Origin of the sequence: Actinomyces oricola (assembly GCF_004104015.1) — a bacterium.
In the GTDB taxonomy this organism is placed as follows: Bacteria; Actinomycetota; Actinomycetes; order Actinomycetales; family Actinomycetaceae; genus Actinomyces; species Actinomyces oricola.
The window spans coordinates 62,518-80,369 of sequence record NZ_RYFV01000001.1 but is presented as its reverse complement, the minus strand read 5'-3'; the positions used below and the strand labels follow the sequence as shown (position 1 = coordinate 80,369).

Annotated in this window: 16 protein-coding genes; 2 read left to right on the top strand and 14 right to left on the bottom strand. The window is 70.2% G+C overall.

What is annotated here, in order from left to right; translation table 11 throughout:
- Window positions 1–38: 38 nt before the first annotated feature.
- Window positions 39–2,561 carry a DNA gyrase/topoisomerase IV subunit A gene (locus tag EUC46_RS00335; protein ID WP_128772211.1) on the top strand — a complete coding sequence of 841 codons (2,523 nt, stop codon included), beginning with the start codon at window positions 39–41 and terminating at the stop codon, window positions 2,559–2,561.
- A gap of 107 nt (window positions 2,562–2,668) precedes the next feature.
- The gene (locus tag EUC46_RS00330) at window positions 2,669–3,280 is read left to right on the top strand and encodes a hypothetical protein (protein WP_128772210.1); all 612 of its coding nucleotides are present in this window, start codon (window positions 2,669–2,671) and stop codon (window positions 3,278–3,280) included.
- On the opposite strand, the gene EUC46_RS00325 is transcribed toward EUC46_RS00330, so the two are convergent.
- From EUC46_RS00325 to EUC46_RS00260, 14 genes are all read right to left on the bottom strand, one after another.
- Window positions 3,271–5,622, bottom strand: a complete 2,352-nt coding sequence (locus EUC46_RS00325) for a RelA/SpoT family protein (RefSeq protein WP_128772209.1) — start codon at window positions 5,620–5,622, stop codon at window positions 3,271–3,273. The two genes, EUC46_RS00330 and EUC46_RS00325, sit on opposite strands and share 10 nt — an antisense overlap.
- A gap of 108 nt (window positions 5,623–5,730) precedes the next feature.
- On the bottom strand, window positions 5,731–6,276 hold the full coding sequence (locus EUC46_RS00320) for an adenine phosphoribosyltransferase (RefSeq protein WP_128772208.1): 546 nt from the start codon (window positions 6,274–6,276) through the stop codon (window positions 5,731–5,733).
- Window positions 6,273–7,379: a protein translocase subunit SecF gene (gene secF / locus EUC46_RS00315; protein WP_128772207.1), complete on the bottom strand. Its 1,107-nt coding sequence runs from the start codon at window positions 7,377–7,379 to the stop codon at window positions 6,273–6,275. The genes EUC46_RS00320 and secF overlap by 4 nt, the downstream gene beginning before the upstream one ends.
- Entirely contained in the window at window positions 7,376–9,463 is a 2,088-nt protein-coding gene (gene secD / locus EUC46_RS00310; protein WP_128772206.1) for a protein translocase subunit SecD, read from the bottom strand. Before secD ends, secF begins: the two co-directional genes overlap by 4 nt.
- A 76-nt stretch (window positions 9,464–9,539) precedes the next feature.
- Window positions 9,540–9,959, bottom strand: coding sequence for a preprotein translocase subunit YajC (locus tag EUC46_RS00305; RefSeq protein ID WP_241655301.1), 420 nt, complete (start codon window positions 9,957–9,959; stop codon window positions 9,540–9,542).
- 200 nt (window positions 9,960–10,159) lie between these two features.
- Entirely contained in the window at window positions 10,160–11,164 is a 1,005-nt protein-coding gene (gene ruvB, locus EUC46_RS00300) for a Holliday junction branch migration DNA helicase RuvB (protein WP_128772407.1), read from the bottom strand.
- A 13-nt stretch (window positions 11,165–11,177) separates the two neighbouring features.
- Window positions 11,178–11,816 (bottom strand): Holliday junction branch migration protein RuvA, encoded by a 639-nt coding sequence (gene ruvA, locus EUC46_RS00295; protein WP_128772205.1) that lies wholly within the window; start codon window positions 11,814–11,816, stop codon window positions 11,178–11,180.
- Window positions 11,817–11,931: 115 nt separating this feature from the next.
- Window positions 11,932–12,558, bottom strand: a complete 627-nt coding sequence (locus EUC46_RS00290) for a crossover junction endodeoxyribonuclease RuvC (protein WP_277750461.1) — start codon at window positions 12,556–12,558, stop codon at window positions 11,932–11,934.
- A 31-nt stretch (window positions 12,559–12,589) separates the two neighbouring features.
- Window positions 12,590–13,354 (bottom strand): YebC/PmpR family DNA-binding transcriptional regulator, encoded by a 765-nt coding sequence (locus tag EUC46_RS00285; protein WP_128772204.1) that lies wholly within the window; start codon window positions 13,352–13,354, stop codon window positions 12,590–12,592.
- A gap of 78 nt (window positions 13,355–13,432) precedes the next feature.
- Window positions 13,433–14,131 carry a pyridoxal 5'-phosphate synthase glutaminase subunit PdxT gene (gene pdxT / locus EUC46_RS00280; protein WP_128772405.1) on the bottom strand — a complete coding sequence of 233 codons (699 nt, stop codon included), beginning with the start codon at window positions 14,129–14,131 and terminating at the stop codon, window positions 13,433–13,435.
- A 57-nt stretch (window positions 14,132–14,188) separates the two neighbouring features.
- Window positions 14,189–14,821: an NUDIX hydrolase gene (locus EUC46_RS00275; RefSeq protein WP_338324446.1), complete on the bottom strand. Its 633-nt coding sequence runs from the start codon at window positions 14,819–14,821 to the stop codon at window positions 14,189–14,191.
- A gap of 56 nt (window positions 14,822–14,877) precedes the next feature.
- Window positions 14,878–15,786: a pyridoxal 5'-phosphate synthase lyase subunit PdxS gene (pdxS, locus tag EUC46_RS00270; protein ID WP_128772203.1), complete on the bottom strand. Its 909-nt coding sequence runs from the start codon at window positions 15,784–15,786 to the stop codon at window positions 14,878–14,880.
- A 121-nt stretch (window positions 15,787–15,907) separates the two neighbouring features.
- Entirely contained in the window at window positions 15,908–17,197 is a 1,290-nt protein-coding gene (locus EUC46_RS00265; RefSeq protein ID WP_128772202.1) for a PrsW family intramembrane metalloprotease, read from the bottom strand.
- Window positions 17,194–17,850, bottom strand: coding sequence for a hypothetical protein (locus EUC46_RS00260; RefSeq protein WP_128772201.1), 657 nt, complete (start codon window positions 17,848–17,850; stop codon window positions 17,194–17,196). The genes EUC46_RS00265 and EUC46_RS00260 overlap by 4 nt, the downstream gene beginning before the upstream one ends.
- Window positions 17,851–17,852 lie beyond the last annotated feature (2 nt).

Sequence of the window (17,852 nt, the reverse complement as noted above, 5' to 3'; positions counted from 1 at the left end):
CTGCCCACGGTCCGCTCCGGGGCGCGGACAATGCCCCCATGTCGACGTCCCTCACGCAGACACCTCCCCCCACCGACGGCGAGATCGTCGAGCTCGACTTGTCCACGGAGATGCGCACGAGCTTCCTGGAGTACGCCTACTCCGTCATCTACGCCCGGGCGCTGCCCGACGCCCGCGACGGGCTCAAGCCGGTCCAGCGCCGCATTCTGTTCCAGATGGACCGCATGGGGCTGCGCCCCGACCGCCCGCACGTGAAGTCCTCCCGCGTTGTGGGCGACGTCATGGGGCGTCTTCACCCGCACGGGGACGTGGCCATCTACGAGGCCCTGGTGCGCCTGGCCCAGCCCTTCACCATGCGCCTGCCACTGATCGACGGCCACGGCAACTTCGGCTCCCTGGACGACGGCCCCGCCGCACCCCGCTACACCGAGGCCCGCCTGGCCGCCCCGGCCCTGGCGCTGACCGCCGATATTGACGAGGACACCGTCGACTTCTCCCCCAACTACGACTACACCCTCACCGAGCCCGAGGTCCTGCCCGCGGCCCTGCCCAACCTTCTGGTCAACGGCGCCTCGGGCATTGCGGTGGGCATGGCCACGAATATGCCGCCGCACAACCTGGTGGAGGTGGTGGCCGCCGCCCGCCACCTCATCTCCCACCCCGAGGCCACCCTGGATGAGATCATGGCCCTCGTACCCGGACCGGACCTGCCGGCCGGCGGCATGATCGTGGGGCTCGACGGGGTGCGCGAGGCCTACCGCACTGGCCGCGGCAAGTTCCTCACCCGCGCCACCGCCCGCGTGGAGAACCTGACCGCCCGCAAGAAGGGCATTGTCGTCACCGAGTTGCCCTACCTGGTGGGCCCGGAGAAGGTCATTGCCCGCATTAAGGACGCCGTAGCCTCCAAAAAGCTCCAGGGCATCACCGATGTTGCGGACCTGACTGACCGCAAGCACGGCACCCGCCTGGTCATTGGGGTCAAGAACGGGTACAACCCTGAGGCGGTCCTCGCCCAACTCTACAAATACACCCCCCTGGAGGACTCCTTCGGCGTCAATAACGTCTGCCTCGTCGACGGCCAGCCCCGCACCCTGGGCCTGCGCGAACTCCTTGACGTCTTCGTGCGCCACCGCCTCACCGTGGTCGAGCGGCGTTGCCGTTTCCGCCTGGACCGCCGCCAACAGCGCCTCCACCTGGTCGAGGGCCTGCTCATTGCGATCCTCGATATTGACGAGGTCATTGCGGTCATCCGCTCCAGCGAGGACGCGGCCACCGCCCGCGCCCGCCTCATGCAGGTCTTCGACCTTTCCGAGGCCCAGGCCTCCTACATCCTGGAACTCCAGTTGCGTCGCCTCACCAAGTTCTCGGTCATTGAGCTCAATAAGGAGCGCGACGAGCTCGCCGAGGAGATTGAATCCCTGGAGGCGGTCCTGGCCGACGAGCGCCTGCTGCGCTCCATGGTCTCGCGCGAACTGGCCCAGGTGGCCGAGCAGTTCGGCACGCCCCGGCGCACCGTGCTCCTGGAGGCCTCCGGGGAGCCGGTCAGCGCCCGGGCCCAGGGCGCCGGCGACGCCGAGACGGGGCCGGCGGGGGTCCCGGGGGCCGGTGCCGCGCTGAGTCTTATGGCGGGTGCGGCCGATGTGCCACTGACCATCCCCGATGACCCCTGCCGGGTGCTGCTGTCGGCCACCGGGCTGGTGGCCCGCACCGCCGGGGCCGAGCCGGTGGGGCGCACCGGGGGGCGTCGCGCCCACGACGCCCTGCGCTCCCAGGTGGCGACGACGGCCCGCGGCCAGGTCGGTGCGATCACCACCGCCGGGCGCCTGGTGCGGTTGGACGTGGTGGCCGCCCCGGAGGTGGAACGCGCCCAGGAGGCGCCCTCCCTGGCCGCGGGAACACCGGTCGGGCTGCTGGTGGAGGTTGAGCCCGGGGAGCAGGTCGTGGGGCTGGTGCCCATCGGCCGGGTGGGCGCCGACCCCATTGTCCTGGTCACGCGCCGCGGCGTCGTTAAGCGCGTGAAGGTCGGCGACGAGCCCAAGGGCGCCGACGCCTGGGATGTGATCTCCCTTAGCGACGGCGACCAGGTGGTGCTGGCGGCGACCGCCGCGGACGGCGACAATGTGGTTGTGGTGACCTCGGACGCCCAGTTGCTGCGCTTCGACGCCGCGAAGGTGCGCCCCCAGGGTCGGGCCGCCGGCGGCATGGCGGGCATCTCCCTGCGTGACGGGGCCCGGGTCGTCGCGGCCGCCGCCGTGAGCGCCGAGCTGGTAGCCGAGGCGGTGGTTGTGACGGTCGCCGGTTCCCGGGGGGCCCTGCCCGGCACCGGCGGCTCAGTTAAGGTCACGCCCCTGGACCGCTACCCCGCCAAGGGGCGGGCCACCGGCGGAGTGCGCGCCCAGCGCTTCCTGCGCGGGGAGGACGAGCTGGTCCTGGCCTGGGTGGGGGTGGGCCCGGCGCGCGCCGTGGGGCCCGAGGGGCGCCACGTGGACCTGCCCGACGTCGATGAGCGCAGGGACGCCTCCGGCACCCCCTCCACGACGCCCATTGCGGCCATCGGTTAGGGCCACCGGGTGGGCCGCGGCACCGGCCGCCCATGGCGCCATCCGAGTTATCCACAGGCCCGAACCCCGCCCTGGCACCTGGTGGGCCGCCGGGTCCACCATGGGGCATGGCCGTCAGCCCCCACGTCAGTGCCCGCGCGGTCCTGGCGCATCTCGTTCCCCGTGAGGTCCGTCCCGTGCTCGGCGCCCTGCCCCCGGGGGACGCCGCTGTGCTGCGCTGCCCGCTGCTGGATAGACGGCTGCTGGTGGACGTGGTCGGGGCACCCGTGCCCCGCGACCTGCTGCGCACCGCCTCCCAGCGGGCCCGGGCGGTGGCCGCGGACCTGCCGCCGGAAGCCGTTCTTTACGGGCAGACCGCCCTGTGGGTGCACACCGGCCACCGGCCCCCGGAGCGGTTGGCCGTGATTGTGCCCGAGCGGATCGGGGCGTGGCGCAGCATTGAGCTTCACCGGGGGCGGATGCCCCCTTGGGACGTGGTGGTCCTCGATGGTGTGCGCTGCACCACGCTGGTGCGGGCCGCTGTTGACGTGGCCCGGGTGGCCCCGCCGGCCCGGGCGGTCGAGGCGCTGCTGGCCGCCCGCAGCGCCGGGTACACCCGGGCGAAGCTGCACATGGTCCTCAACCACTGCCTGGGCGGGGCGGCCGCCGGCAGGCCCAGGGCCAGGGACCTGATTGACGCGGTGTTCCAAGACGAGCAGGACCAGCCGGCTCAGGATTGAGCCGGCCGAGCACCTGGGGCGCGGCGCAGACCGGAGGTGGTGCGCCGCGCCTCGAAGACGCCGTCAATGCGCCGCAGCGCGGACAGGGTGTGGTCCAGGTGCCCGGCCTCGGCGAGCTCGACCACGAAACGGCCGGTGACGACCCGGTCCCGACTCGTACCCACGGTGGCGCTGATCATATTGACGTGGTTGTCCGCCAGGACGCGGGTGATGTCGGCCAGGAGCCCGCCGCGGTCAAGGGCCTCGACCTCCAACTGAACCATGTAGGCGGCGTGGGCGTTGTCCGCCCAGCTGACCTCGATCATGCGCTCGGGCTCGCGCTCGAGCTGTTCAACGTTCTGGCAGTCCCTGCGATGCACCGAAATACCTGAACCACGAGTAATAAAGCCAACGATCTCGTCCCCCGGCATGGGGGTGCAACAGCGGGCGAGTTTGACGTAGACGTCGCCCCCGGTCATGCCGGCGACCACCACCCCGCCGTCAGTGGCCCGCGAGCGTTGACGGATCCGCTGGGCGCGTGTGGGCAGGACGGCCTCTGCGAGAGTCTCCTCGGCGCCGGCCTCCCCGCCCATGGCGCTCACCAGGGTATTGACCACGTGCTGGGCGGAAATGTGCCCCTCCCCCACGGCGGCGTAGAGGCCATCAATATCGCCCTTATCGAGGGTTGTGGCCACGTTCATGAGGGACTCGTGGTTCATGAGGCGCTGGATCGGCAGATTCTGTTTGCGCATGGCCCTCGCAATGGCGCCCTTGCCCTCCTCAATGGCCTCCTCCCGGCGCTCCTTGGAGAACCAGCTGCGGATCTTGGAGCGGGCCCGGTTCGATCCCACGAAGCTGAGCCAGTCGCGTGAGGGGCCGGCGTTGACGGCCTTGGAGGTGAAGATCTCAACGGTGTCGCCGTTCTCGAGCTTGGTGTCCAAGGGCACCAGGCGGCCGTTGACGCGCGCCCCCACGGTGCGGTGCCCGACTTCGGTGTGTACCGCGTAGGCGAAGTCCACGGCGGTCGACGAGCCCGGCAGGGCCAGCACATCGCCCTTGGGGGTGAAGACGTAGACCTGGGTGCCGGCCATCTCGAAGCGCAGGGACTCCAGGAATTCGGCCGGGTCCTGCGTGTCCTTCTGCCAATCCACGAGTTGGCGCAGCCAGCCCATCTCCCCGCTCTCGGAGTCCCCCGGCAGGCCGCCCAGTGGTGAAGGGCCGGTGGCGTTGGGGTCCTCCTTGTACTTCCAGTGGGCCGCTACCCCGTACTCGGCCATTCGGTGCATTTCATGGGTGCGGATCTGGATCTCGACCGGCTTGCCGTCCGGGCCCACCACGGTGGTGTGGAGGGACTGGTAGAGGTTGAACTTGGGGACGGCTATGTAGTCCTTGAAGCGGCCGCTCATGGGCGTCCAGCGCGAGTGCAGCGCCCCCAGGACCGCGTAGCAGTCCTGGATGGTGTCCACAATGACGCGTACGGCGACCAGGTCGTAAATGTCGTCGAAGTCCTTGCCCCGCACAATCATTTTCTGGTAGATCGAGTAGTAGTGCTTCGGCCGTCCAGTGACGACGCCCTTGATCTTGTTGGAGCGCAGGTCCTCCTCAATGGTCAATCGCACCTGGCGCAGGTACTCCTCCCGGGCGGGGGCCCGCTCAGCGACCATGCGTTCAATCTCATCGTAGACGCCGGGGTAGAGGGCCTTGAAGGAGCGGTCCTCCAGCTCCCACTTAATGGTGTTCATGCCCAAGCGGTGGGCCAGGGGCGCGTAGATCTCAAGGGTCTCCTTGGCCTTGCGGGCCGCGGATTCCGCTGAGACGTGCTTCCAGGTGCGGGCGTTGTGGAGGCGGTCCCCGAGCTTAATGACCAGGACGCGAATGTCCTTGGACATGGCGATAATCATTTTGCGCACCGTCTCGGCCTGCGCGGCGTCCCCGTACTGGAGCTTGTCGAGTTTGGTGACGCCGTCGACCAGCAGGGCGATTTCGCCGCCGAAGTCCGCCCTCATCTTCTCCAGGGTGTAGGGGGTGTCCTCAACGGTGTCGTGCAGCAGCGCGGCGGCCAGGGTCTGGGGGGTCATGCCCAACTCGGCCAGGATCGTGGCCACCGCCACCGGGTGGGTGACGAATGGCTCCCCGGAGTGGCGCAGCTGGCCGGTGTGCTGAATACAAGCGACCTCATAGGCGCGCACGATCAAGCCCGTGTCGGCCTTGGGGTGGTTGGCGCGCAGGGCTCGCAGCAACGGTTCAATGGCCGGTGGCGTGGAATGCCCGCGTGAACCGAACCACGCCAGGCGACTGCGCACCCGCGAACCTGGGACGACGCTCTCGGTGGCGACCTCGTTGCTGCTGTTCGTTTCGGTCATTCTAAAATCATAGCCACCCCGGCAGGGTATGACATGTCGGCCCTGGGAGGCGGGGCGCCTGCTCCAGGACTCCAGACCGCCGGGGCCGGTGGGCCCGGGGCGCGGGTGTCAGAAGACGACGACGGAGTCGATGCTCCTCTCCCCCAGCCTGGCGCGCCCACCCAGCTCGGACAGCTCCAGCAGCATGCACACGGCCTCCACCTGAGCACCGGCCTGCTCGATGAGGGCGATGGAGGCGGCTGCGGTGCCCCCGGTGGCCAGAACATCGTCAATGACGAGGACCCGTGAGCCGGGGGTGACGGTGTGAGGCTGGAGTTCCATGCGGGCGCTGCCGTACTCCAGGTTGTAGTCCTTCCCGATCAGGGGGCCGGGCAGCTTACCGCTCTTGCGGACGGTGAGCATGCCAATACCCAGATGGGCGGCCAGGGGGGCGGCCAGAATGAAGCCGCGCGACTCCAGCCCGGCCACGGCGTCAATGCTCCCCCGGTAGTGGGCGGCCAAACCGTCGACAAGGTTGGCGAAGGCCTGCCCATTGGCCAGTAGCGGGGTGATGTCCCTGAAGAGCACGCCGGGTTCGGGGAAGTCCGGCACCTCGCGCAGATTGGTCACCACGAGCTCGGTGAGCTCGGGGGGCAGGGAGGGGGAGATTGTCATGAGCGCTTCTTCTTCCTCTTGGGCTGAGCGGAGATTCCCAGGTGGTGGCCCGGGATGAGGGGGGCGGCGACGGGGCCGGTCACGACCTCGACCAACACCTCGGCGTCCTCCTCCCCGGCGGCTTCACGACGCCCCTGGCGGGCCTGGGCGACTTTGGCGGCCTGCTGGCGGACGGCCTTCTCCCGGCTGCGCATGTCCACCAGGATGGGGGTGGCCAGGAAGACCGAGGAGATGGTTCCGGCGATCATGCCGATGAACAGCGTCAGGGCAATGTCGCGCAGGGTCCCGGCGCCCAGGATGAAGGCCCCGACCACCAGCAGGGAGGCGACGGGCAGCACGCCGACCACGGAGGTGTTAATGGAGCGGATGAAGGTCTGGTTGACGGCGAGGTTGGCCAGCTCGGCGTAAGTCGACCGCGTCTGGGACTGGTAGTGCGCAGTATTCTCACGAATCTTGTCGAAAACCACGACGGTGTCGTAGAGGGAATAGCCCAGAATGGTGAGCACGCCAATAATGGTGGCCGGGGTGACTTCGAACCCGGAGGCGGCGTAGATGCCGATGGTGATAATAATGTCGTGTGACAGGGCCAGCAGGGCGGCCACCGCCATCTTCCAGGTGCGGAAGTAGGCCCAGATCAGGCCCCCGACCAGGAGGAAGAAGAGCACCAGGCCGCGAACGGCCTTGGCGGTGACGTCTGCGGACCAGGTTGGGCCGATGGTGGTGGCTGAAACCTGGTCAGCACTGACCCCGTAGGCCTGAGCGAGTTCGGCGCGCAGGGTGTCCAGGGTGGCCTTGTCCAGCTCGCTGGTCTGGACCCGCACCGAGGACGAGCCCATGGTGGTCACCGATGACCCCGACGTGAGCGCATGATCGGCCAGGACGGTGCTGGCCGGGCCCTCTGCGGGGCTGCTCAGCCCGGTGACGGTCAGTTCGGAGCCGCCCTTGAAGTCAATGCCCGGGTTGAGGCCCACCGCGCCCACCAGCAGCGCGGAGACGGCAATGGCCGCAATGGCGATGGAGTACCACAGCCTGCGTTTGCCGACGAAGGGGATGGAGGTCTTCCCGGAGTAGAGCTCGTTGCCGAGCGTGGCGAGGGACTTCACTGGGCCTCACCGTCCTTTCCGCTCGTGGACTGGTCCTCCCCGGCGTCGTCGCTGTTCTTGGCGCGTCGCGCCGCCGCCTTGCGGCGGGCCAGGGAGCCGGCGGCGCCCTCAATGAGGGTCTGACGGCCCTTGCCGTAGGCGGCCCGGGAGCGGGCGCCCAGGTGCTCGGGGTCCAGGCCCGACAGCGGGTGGCCCTGGCCGAAGAAGCGGAAGCGGAGGATCCACACCATCATGGGGTGGGTGAACAAGACAATGACGGCCAGGTCCACGACCGTGGTCACGCCCAGGGTGAAGGCGAAGCCCTGGACACCGCCCACAGCCAGGAAGTAGAGGACGACCGCGGCCACGAGGTTGACGGCGTCGGAGACGACAATGGTCTGGCGCGCGTGCGTCCAGCCCTCGTCGACGGCGACCAGGAGCGTGCGGCCGTGACGAACTTCGTCGCGTATGCGCTCGAAGTAGATAATGAAGGAGTCCATGGTGATGCCAATGGCGATAATGAGCCCGGCCACGCCGGCGAGGGACAGGCGATAGCCCATGGCCCAGCTCAGCAGGGCGATGACCAGATAGGTGCCCACGGCGGCGATGACCAGGGATGTCACTGCGACCACGGACAGCCCGCGGTACTGCCAGGCCAGGAACACAATGATGAGCAGGAAGCCGACCAGCCCGGCGATCAGGCCGTTGCGCAGCTGCTCAGTGCCCAGGGTGGCCGAAATCTGCTGCTCGGACTGGACGGTGAAGCTCAGTGGCAGGGCGCCGAAGGAGAGCTGGTTGGCCAGGGTGCTGGCCTCGGCCTGGGTGAAGGAGGCGCCGCCCCCGCCGATCTGGACGCGCCCATCGGTAATGGGCGTCGTCACGGTGGGCTCGAAGCCGGAGGCCATAATGGTCAGCCCGTCCAGGACAATGGCGAAGCGGGACTTCTGGGCGTCGATGCTCAGCGCTCCCGCGTCGGGGCTGCTCAGGCTGGCCATGGCGGCGGCGTCGCGGTAGGCCAGAAGGCGCTCGGAGACCTTGGCGAAGGCGGTGGCGCCCTCCTCGTTGAACTCCAGGGAGACCACCCAGTTGTTGGTGGTGCCGCCCTGGCTGGTGGACTCCAGGCCGGAGGAGGCGTTGGCGATGGAGGTTCCGGCAATGTCGGCCGGACCCAGAATGTAGACGGTGCCCGACCCGTCCTTGGCGCAGGAGATCACGGCGGTGGCCGGGTCCTGGCTGGCGCCGGTGAGGTTCTCCGGGGCGGTGCAGTCGAGCATGTAGGCGTCGTAAATCATCTTCTCGGTGATCCACGAGTCTGAGGAGTTGTCCTGGCTGGTGGCCTCCAGGGGATCCTCGGAGATGGTGCCGTCCTGGTTGACGTCGGCGAAGTAGGTGGCGATCTCCTCAGGGGTCACGCTCGCGGTGGGCGCTGGAATCGGCTCCTCCTGAGCGGGGGCGGTGGTCTCGGTTGTCTCCCCCGGCTCCCCGGCGGCCTGCTCCTGGGGGGCCGCCGGATCCTCGGCCGCCTGCTCGTCAGCCGCCCCCTCTTCGGGGGCTTCAGCGGCCGGCTCCTCAGCAGCCCCGGTGGCCGGGTCGGCGGCCGGCTGCTCGGCGGCGGGGTCCTCCGTTGGGGCGGCCGACGGCGCCCCGCTCGGGGCGGCTCCCTCCTGGGCGGCGACCGCCTCGTTCTGCGCGGCCGCCATGGCCGTGGCATTGCCGTTAATAATGCGCAGCACCGGGCGGAAGTAGAGGACCGCGGAGGTACGCACCAGCTCCAGGGTTTCCTGACTGGGGGTTCCCGGCAGGGAGACGACAATATTCTGCCCGCCCTGGCGGGCGATCTGGGCCTCGGCTACGCCCGAGGCGTCCACGCGCTGGCGAATAACCTCAATGGCCTGCTCAATGTCGGTGTCGGAGATCGTTGAGCCGTCGGAGGTGGTGGGCGTCAGAATGATCTGCGTGCCGCCCTCCAAGTCCAGGGCCAGCCCGGGAGTCATCGAGGTGCGGTGCGTCAGTGCCCCGAAGGCCAGCACGCCGTACCCCACGGCGATAATGAGCAGCGTTGTGACGAGGCGGCGCCCCGGGTGCTTCGTCTGCTTGGTGGACACGCGGTCTCTTCCTCAAGGGTGGGTGGTGCGGTGAGCGCGGCCGGCGCTCCTAGGGATGCTAGGGGTGTTGGCGGGCTCAGGCGCCCGACTGCTCGTCGTCGGCGGCCTCGACTGGCTCGTCGGCGTCCTCGGCCCCCACATCTTTCACATCTTCGGCCTCATCCTCAACATCCTCAACAGCCTCAACATCCTCGACCTCCTGGTCCGGCTCCTCCTCATGGGTGGAGGCGAAGGGGGGCTCCTCGGCGCCGACGATGAAGCGCTTGCCCCACAGGGACTCCTCCCCCAGGGGGGTGGCCAGGGTGACAACGTCACCGTCGACCTCGACCACGGTGCCGTAGAAGCCGGCGGACGTGCGCACCCAGGTACCGGGTACCAGGGCCTCCTCGGTGCGGCGGGCCTGCTCGGCCAGCATCTTCTGCTGCTGCCGCCTGACCAGGGCGGACATGGCCCAGAAGGCGATCAGCATGAAGAGGATCATCCAGAGCATGTTCATGGAGGCGATTCCGTTTCTTCTCGTGCGCCCTCTCCGGCGAGAAGGCAACCCCGCCGAGTCTAGGCCACCACGGGGTCGGCATGACGCGAAGCTCGTCACTGGAGTGTGAGATGCGCCCCGGCCAGGGCCCGGCCGGGCTGTGGCGGGCCGTCGCCGGGCCCAGAGGAATTCAGAGGGATTCAGAAGAAATCAGAAAGAAATCAGAAGAAAAGGGCGGCGTCGTTGGGGGGCGTCAGCCCCAGGTGGGTGTAGGCGGTGGGGGTGGCGGCCCGCCCCCGGGGGGTGCGCACCACCAGGCCCTCGCGCACCAGGTAGGGCTCGGCGACGGTCTCAACCGTCTCGGGCTCCTCCCCCACGCTGACGGCCAGCGTGGTCAGGCCCACCGGGCCCCCGGCGAAACGGGTGCACAGGGCCTCGAGCACCTGCCGATCCAAGCGGTCCAGGCCCAGGGCGTCAACCTCGAAGATCTCCAGGGCCCCGCGGGCGGCGGCCAGGTCGAGGCGCCCGGGCGTGCCGTGGACCTCAGCCCAGTCCTGGACCCGGCGCAGAAGCCGGTTGGCAATGCGCGGAGTACCCCGTGAGCGGCCTGCCAGTTCGGCGGCGGCCGCCGCCTCCAGGCTCACACCCAGCAGGCGCGCCGACCGGTTGAGGATCCGGGCCAGTTCACCGGGCCTGTAGTAGTCCAGGTGGCCGGTGAACCCGAAGCGGTCGCGCAGTGGGGCGGGCAACAGCCCCGCGCGGGTGGTGGCCCCCACCACCGTGAAGGGGGGCAGGGACAGGGGGATGGAGGTGGCGCCCGGGCCCTTGCCGACGACAATATCGACCCGGTAGTCCTCCATGGCCAGGTAGAGCATCTCCTCGGCGGTCCGGGCCAGGCGGTGGATCTCGTCAATGAAGAGCACATCGCCCTCCTCCAGGGAGGACAGGATGGCCGCCAGGTCCCCGGCGTGCTGGATGGCCGGCCCCGAGGTCAGCCGCAGGGCGCCATCGACTTCGTTGGCAATGATCATTGCCAAGGTAGTCTTACCCAGCCCGGGCGGCCCCGAGAGCAGCACGTGATCGGGGGTGGCACCTCGGGCCAGGGCGGCGCGCAGCACAACGGAGAGCTGGCTGCGCACCACCTCCTGGCCGGTGAAGTCCTCCAAGCGCTTGGGCCGTAGGGCCGCCTCGGCGGCCCGCTCCACGTCGTCGGCGCCACCGCCCATGAGGCGCTGGTCCTCAGCCACGTCCGCCCCCTCCCAGGTGCCGCAGGGCGGCGCGCAGCAGTTCGGGCACGGTCAACTCCTCGTCTTGATCGGCCTCCACGGCGGCCACCGCCCGGGTAGCGGTGGCCTCGTTCCACCCAAGATGGACCAGGGCGGCGACCACGTCGGGGTTGGGGGCCGCCTCGCCGACCACGCCCCCGGCGCCATTGGCCGCCCGTGCCGGGGAGGCGGGCGGCCGATCCTCGCCACCGGCCGGCCCGAGCTTGTCGCCAATGTCGATAATGACTCGCTGCGCCCCCTTCGGCCCCAGGCCCGGCACGCGTGTCAGGGCCGCCACGTCCCCGGCCTCAATGGCCCGGCGCAGGGCATTAGGGGTGTGGACGGACAGCATGGCCAGGGCGAGCTTGGCGCCCACTCCTTTGGCCCCCAGCAGCGTGCGGAAGCAGTCGCGTTCGTCGGGGTCGGTGAAGCCGTAGAGGGTCAGGGAGTCCTCGCGCACAATGAGCTCGGTGTGCAGCAGCGCCTCCTGCCCCGGGCGCAGGGAGCCCAGGGCGGCGGGAGTGGCCAGGACCCGGTGGCCCACGCCCGCGCACTCAATAACGGCGTCGGTCAGACTGAGGGTCAGGACGGTCCCGCGCAGGGAGGCGATCATGCGGGGATTCTCCTTCAGTGAGGCGGCGCCCGGGGCGGTGCGCCCCGGAGGCCTTCGAACAGATGTTCAGACCCTAGCAGTTGCGGTGGCGCGCCCCGCGCGGGGCGCGCGGTCCTCAGCGGCGGCGCCGAGGGTCGACGGCGCCGGTGCGGCGGGCCGCGGCCTGGGCGGCGGCCCACTGGCGTTGGGCGGGGGTACGGGCGCTGGCCCGCACTGCTCCTGCAGCCGAAACCATCTCCGTACTGCCATCCACTCCGGTGCCGCCCCCGCGCCAGCCGTGGCAGATGGCCTGAGCCAGGGCGTCGGCGGCGTCGGCGGGCCGGGGCGGGCCCTCCAGACCCAGGATGCGGGCCACCATTGCCATCACCTGAGCCTTGTCCGCGGTGCCTGAACCGGTCACGGCGGCCTTGGCCTCGCTGGGAGTGTGCTGGGCGACCTCCAGGCCGGCGCGGGCGCCGGCGACCATGGCCACGCCCATGACCTGCGCCACAGAGATGACCGAACGCAGGTTGTCCTGGGCGAAGACCCTCTCAATGGAGACCGCCCCGGGACCCAGGCGGGCGATCCAGTCCTCCAGGGCTTCGGCGATGGCCAGCAGGCGCAGCTCGGGGCTGAGGTGGGGCGGGGTGCGCACCACCCCCACCTCGACCAGGCGCACCTGGCGGCGCGGGTCAATGTCCACGCAGCCCAGGCCGCAGCGGGTCAGCCCCGGGTCGACCCCCAGGACGCGCTGCTGGGCGATAAGGGCGCGCGGCGGGCGGTTCAGGGGCGGCTCACTCGTCGTCGGCGTCAAGGGTCGCTGCAACCTCGGCACTGATCTCGACGGAGGTGAAGACGTTCTGGACGTCGTCGGAGTCCTCCAGGGCATCGACCAGGCGCAGGACCTTGCGGGCGCCGTCGGCATCAACCTCCACCTTGGTGCCGGCCACGAACTGGACCTCGGCGGAGTCGTAGTCCATGCCGGCCTCGGTCAGGGCCGTGCGCACGGCCACAACATCCTTGGGATCGGAGTAGATCTCGAAGGACTCCGCCCCCTCCTCAACCTCCTCGGCGCCGGCGTCGAGCACGGCCATGACAATGGTGTCCTCGTCGACGCCCTCACCCTTGGCGACCTCGACGACGCCCTTGCGGGTGAAGTTGTAGGCCACGGAGCCCGGGTCGGCCAGATTGCCGCCGTTGCGGGAGAAGGCCACGCGCACGTCGGAGGCGGCGCGGTTGCGGTTGTCGGTGAGGCATTCGACCAGGAAGGCCACTCCCCCGGGGCCGTAGCCCTCGTACATAATGGTCTGCCAGTCCGCGCCCCCGGCCTCCTCGCCGCTGCCGCGCTTGACGGCGCGGGTGATGTTGTCGGCCGGCACGGAGTTCTTCTTAGCCTTCTGGATGGCGTCGAAGAGGGTCGGGTTGCCCGCCGGGTCGCCGCCGCCGGTGCGGGCGGCCACCTCAATGTTCTTAATGAGGCGGGCGAAGAGCTTGCCGCGCTTGGCGTCAATGGCGGCCTTCTTGTGCTTGGTGGTGGCCCACTTGGAGTGACCCGACATGTGTGCTCCTTGGGAGTTGACTTTCTTGGGAACCTGCTGACGCGACCAGGACGGCCGTGTCGCGCCTGGGCGCCCGGGTTAGCCCCGCTGCCTGACCGTGGCGACGAAGGCCTCATGGAGCCGGTGGTCGCCGCCCACCTCGGGATGGAAGGAGGTGGCGAGCAGGAATCCTTGACGAACCGCGACGATCCTACCGCCTGGCCCACCGGGGCCCTGCCCGGCGCGACCCGCCCGCGTGGTGGCAAGGGCCTCCACGCCCGGGCCCACGGACTCCACCCAGGGGGCGCGGATGAAGACGGCGTGGAAAGGGCGCTGCGGGCCAATGCCCAGACCGGGCGCCACCAGGTCCTCCTCGTAGGAATCCACCTGGCGGCCGAAGGCGTTGCGGCGCACGGTCACATCCATGCCGCCAATGGTTTGCTGGCCCTCTTCTAGGTCGAGGGCTCGGTCCGCGAGCAGAATCATTCCGGCGCAGGAGCCGTAGGCGGGCAGCCCCGCGTCCAGGAGGGCGCGCAGGGGCTCCAGCATGCCGAAGCCGGTCAGCAGCGTGCTCATGGTGGTGGACTCCCCGCCGGGCAGGACAATCCCATCGAGCCTGTCCCCCGGCCGCTCGCCGAGGTCGGCGGCCCGACGCACCGCCACGGGCCTGGCGCCCGCGGCCCGGAGGGCCAGGGAGTGCTCGCGTACATCCCCCTGGAGTGCGAGGACGCCAATGGTTGGCCGGGAGTCGGCGGGGGCGGGGGCGGGGAAGAGCGCGCGAGGGCTGAGCGCGTCCATGATGTGGACGGGCGGGATGGTGTGGGAGGGGGCGCGGTCCACGGGGGTCCTCTCGGGTCAGTGCGTCTTCCGGGCCGACGGCGCGGCCCCGGGCTCGTCCAGCGGTACCGCGCCCGGGGCGCTCGGGGAGGCACCGCCGATCTGGGTGAGCAGTGCGGCATCCGCCGGCTCGGTGAGGTCCAGGGGCGTGCCGTCCCAGCCCGCGCGCAGAATGTGCACGAGCCTGGGCATGGCGCTGGGATAGATCTCCCGGCCGGCACTCCAGGCGGCGTCGAGCTCCGCCGGCGTCCACCACGATATGGAGTCGACGGCGTCGCGCTCCAGCTCGGTCCAGCCGGCCCGCTCCAGGGTCAGGGGGCCGGGCAGGCGCAGGAGGAAGAAGGATTCGTCTTGGCGGCAGGCCACGGTGGCGAAGCGGAAGACGGCGTCGCGCTGGGCCACCGGCCCCTCCAGGGCCACAGGATCCACCTCAATGCCGGACTCCTCGGCGAGCTCGCGAGCCGCGGCCTGACGGTCCGTCTCCCCCGGCCGGATGCCGCCGCCAGGGGTGAAGATCCAGCAGTGAGAAGGGTCGGCCACATCGTGGCCGGTCAGAAGGAGGGCCATCCCGTCGACGGTGAGCGCCAGGACGCGGGCGGCCCGCCGGAAGGGCAGGCCGTCGGGTCCAAGCGTCCACTCGCGGGGGTCCACGTGCCGGTCCCAATCCTCCGGAACCAGCACCGGGTGGCGGCCGTCTGGTGTGAGCCTCACCAGCCGCGCTCGGCCAGGCGGTGTGGAGCGGGTATCTCCTCAACGTTCATGCCCACCATGGCCTCGCCCAGGCCGCGGGAGACCTCGGCAATGACGGCGGGATCGTCGAACTGGGCGGTGGCGCGCACAATCGCGGCGGCGCGGGCGGCGGGGTCGCCGGACTTGAAGATGCCCGAACCCACGAACACGCCCTCGGCGCCCATCTGCATCATCATGGCGGCGTCGGCGGGGGTGGCAATGCCGCCTGCGGTGAACAGGACCACCGGCAGGGCTCCGGTGCGGGCCACCTCGGCCACCAGCTCATAGGGGGCGCCCAGCTCCTTGGCGGCCACGTACAGCTCGTCGGCGGGCAGGGAGGTCAGGCGGCGGATCTCGTCGCGAATGGTGCGCATGTGGGTCACCGCATTGGAGACATCGCCGGTGCCGGCCTCGCCCTTGGAGCGGATCATGGCGGCGCCCTCGGTAATGCGCCGCAGGGCCTCACCCAGATTGGTGGCGCCGCAGACGAAGGGGACGGTGAAGGCCCGCTTGTCAATGTGGTGGGCGTAGTCCGCGGGGGTGAGGACCTCGGACTCGTCAATGTAGTCCACGCCCAGGGCCTGGAGGACCTGGGCCTCGACGAAGTGGCCAATGCGGGCCTTGGCCATGACCGGGATGGAGACCGCCTCGATGATGCCGGTAATGAGGTCGGGGTCGCTCATGCGGGCCACACCGCCCTGAGCGCGAATGTCGGCGGGGACCCGCTCCAGGGCCATGACGGCCACCGCCCCGGCGTCCTGGGCGATCCTGGCCTGCTCGGGGGTGACGACATCCATAATGACGCCGCCTTTGAGCATGTCGGCCATGCCGCGCTTGACGGTGGTGGTGCCGGTGCTGGGCTGGGGGTGGGTGCCGGTGGTGCTCACTGCTGTCCTTGGTCCGGGCGACAGGCGCGGGCACCTGCCGCGGTGCGTAATGGGCGGGGGCCCAGGTCATGCTACTACCGGGGCTGTTGGGCGCGGTCGCCGGTCTCACCGCCACCGGCGCTCAACGCCGGGTGCCCAGGAAGGTGGCGCGGCAGTCCGCCACGGTGCGCAGCAGTTGCGCCTGGGTGGTCCCGTAGTCGGCGTCGGCGTGACCGTCGACGGCCTGCTGGCGCAACTGGGCCAATGCGGCGGCGGCGCGCTGAAACTCGTGCATGGCCTGCGCGGCCCTGGGGCCGCGCAACCAGGCCCAGCGCCGAGCCGCCGCACGCCCCGAGTTCGTGGTGAGCATGGTGACCTCGGCGGGGTCGAACCAACCGGCGCGGGCGTACTCGCTCAAGCGGGTGCGCATGGTCATGCGCTCGCTCCACCGCAGCCAGAGCACCAGGCCCACGCATGCCAGGAAGAAGGGCACTTCCACCACGAAGTAGAACTCCGGCATGGCGGCGACGACCCCATTCCAGAAGGCGTGCAGAATGATCGCGCCGGTCAGCCCCAGTGGCGCGAGCCACAGCCAGGCCAGGGGTGAGCGGCGTCGGGCCGAACTCCCAATGGCCAGGCCCGTGCTGGCGGTGAAGGTGACGTGGGCGAATGGTGAGGCGATCCCCCGCAGGAAGAAGGTCTCGGCCAGGGAGTCGGCGTACTGCACGAAGTACAGAATGTTCTCGGCGAAGGCGAAACCGGCGGCCACGACCGAGGCGTAGACAATGCCGTCGACCGCACCATTGAAGGAGCGGCGCCAGATGAGGAAGATAATGAGGACGCCCAGGCCCTTGGTCGTCTCCTCGATAATGGGGGCGGAGACCACCGCGGAGAAAAGGGCGGCGTCGTTCTCCGAGCCGGTGGCCTCGAACGCCACCTGTGAGGCGGTGGTGTTAACGATCATGGACACCACGGTGGCCACTCCCGCCCCCCAGAGGAAGGCCGCGACTTGGACGGATATTGGCTCGGGCTCCCAGCGGTCGATCCAGCGCACGGCCACCAGGACCAGGCCCAGCGGCAGGAAGGCCAGGACGGCGGCGACCAGTATCTGGGGGGTGGAGCCGTCGGTGGTGATATAGACGGCGGCCATGACCGCTATGAGGCCAAGGCCCCCCAGTGTGGCCAAGACGAAGCGGGCAATGTCCCCGCGCCGGCGCCGCCGCTGGGCGTGGGTGCGGGCCCAGTCGGGCACCGAGCCGTTCGCGGCCACTGCGCGCCGGGGCCCGGCCGGGTTGCCCGCCGGACCCAACGGACCGGCGGCCCCCGGGTCGCTGGGCGCCGGGACGCCCTGGGGGTTGTGAGTCTGCCAGCTGGTGCGCTGGTAGTCCGGGCGCGGGGCCCAGGGGTCCCCATTGTGCAGGCCTGCGCTCATGAGCCGGCCCCTGGGCTGGCGGGGGCCGGTGCGGAGGCGGCGTCGTCGTCAATGTCGAAGGTTCGGGGCATGGGCGCGTGCCCGGCCAGGTGGAAAAGACGCACCACCGCATTGGAGCGCAACCGGCGTGCTTGGGCCACGTGGGTGTTGTGGAAGCGGCGGGCCAGGGTCAGCCGGTAGCAGGCCCGGTCCAGGCGGGCCAGGGCCTGGGCCCCGTCGGGTTCCCGGCTGAGGGCTTCACGGGCGCCGGTGTGCACCACGGTGCGGATGGCGCGGGACAGGCCGGACTCCACCAGGGCGCGGCTGCGTGCCGGCGCCGGCGCATCGGAGCGGGCATCGGGGTCCAATCCGTCGTCGACCAATGGGCCCTCATGATCCAGTGCTTCGTGGGCCGCCGTTGCCAGCCGGTCCGCCAGGGCCGGGTCCAGGCCGGTGCAGGCGGACAGCTCGGCGGCGGCCTGGGCCCGATGGACGAGCTGGGCCTCCAGGGTCGCGCGGGAACCGAGCACCTGGCGGTGCAGGCGGTCCACTCTGACCGCCCGGGTGTACAGGGCCATGGCGGCCAGGGACAGGCCGACGACGGCAATGAGAATCCACAGCAGGATGCTCGTCAGGTTGTGCTCGACCGAGGACAGGAGCAGGTGGGCGGGCATGA

Excerpts from the sequence above, each read along its gene's own strand:
- pdxT (WP_128772405.1), bottom strand. The coding sequence starts at position 14,131 with ATGGACGCGCTCAGCCCTCGCGCGCTCTTCCCCGCCCCCGCCCCCGCC.
- EUC46_RS00320 (WP_128772208.1), bottom strand. The coding sequence starts at position 6,276 with ATGACAATCTCCCCCTCCCTGCCCCCCGAGCTCACCGAGCTCGTGGTG.
- EUC46_RS00305 (WP_241655301.1), bottom strand. The coding sequence starts at position 9,959 with ATGAACATGCTCTGGATGATCCTCTTCATGCTGATCGCCTTCTGGGCC.
- ruvB (WP_128772407.1), bottom strand. The coding sequence starts at position 11,164 with ATGGGCGGTGGCGCCGACGACGTGGAGCGGGCCGCCGAGGCGGCCCTA.
- EUC46_RS00265 (WP_128772202.1), bottom strand. The coding sequence starts at position 17,197 with ATGAGCGCAGGCCTGCACAATGGGGACCCCTGGGCCCCGCGCCCGGAC.
- EUC46_RS00330 (WP_128772210.1), top strand. The coding sequence starts at position 2,669 with ATGGCCGTCAGCCCCCACGTCAGTGCCCGCGCGGTCCTGGCGCATCTC.
- EUC46_RS00335 (WP_128772211.1), top strand. The coding sequence starts at position 39 with ATGTCGACGTCCCTCACGCAGACACCTCCCCCCACCGACGGCGAGATC.
- EUC46_RS00325 (WP_128772209.1), bottom strand. The coding sequence starts at position 5,622 with ATGACCGAAACGAACAGCAGCAACGAGGTCGCCACCGAGAGCGTCGTC.
- ruvA (WP_128772205.1), bottom strand. The coding sequence starts at position 11,816 with ATGATCGCCTCCCTGCGCGGGACCGTCCTGACCCTCAGTCTGACCGAC.
- EUC46_RS00260 (WP_128772201.1), bottom strand. The coding sequence starts at position 17,850 with ATGCCCGCCCACCTGCTCCTGTCCTCGGTCGAGCACAACCTGACGAGC.
- EUC46_RS00285 (WP_128772204.1), bottom strand. The coding sequence starts at position 13,354 with ATGTCGGGTCACTCCAAGTGGGCCACCACCAAGCACAAGAAGGCCGCC.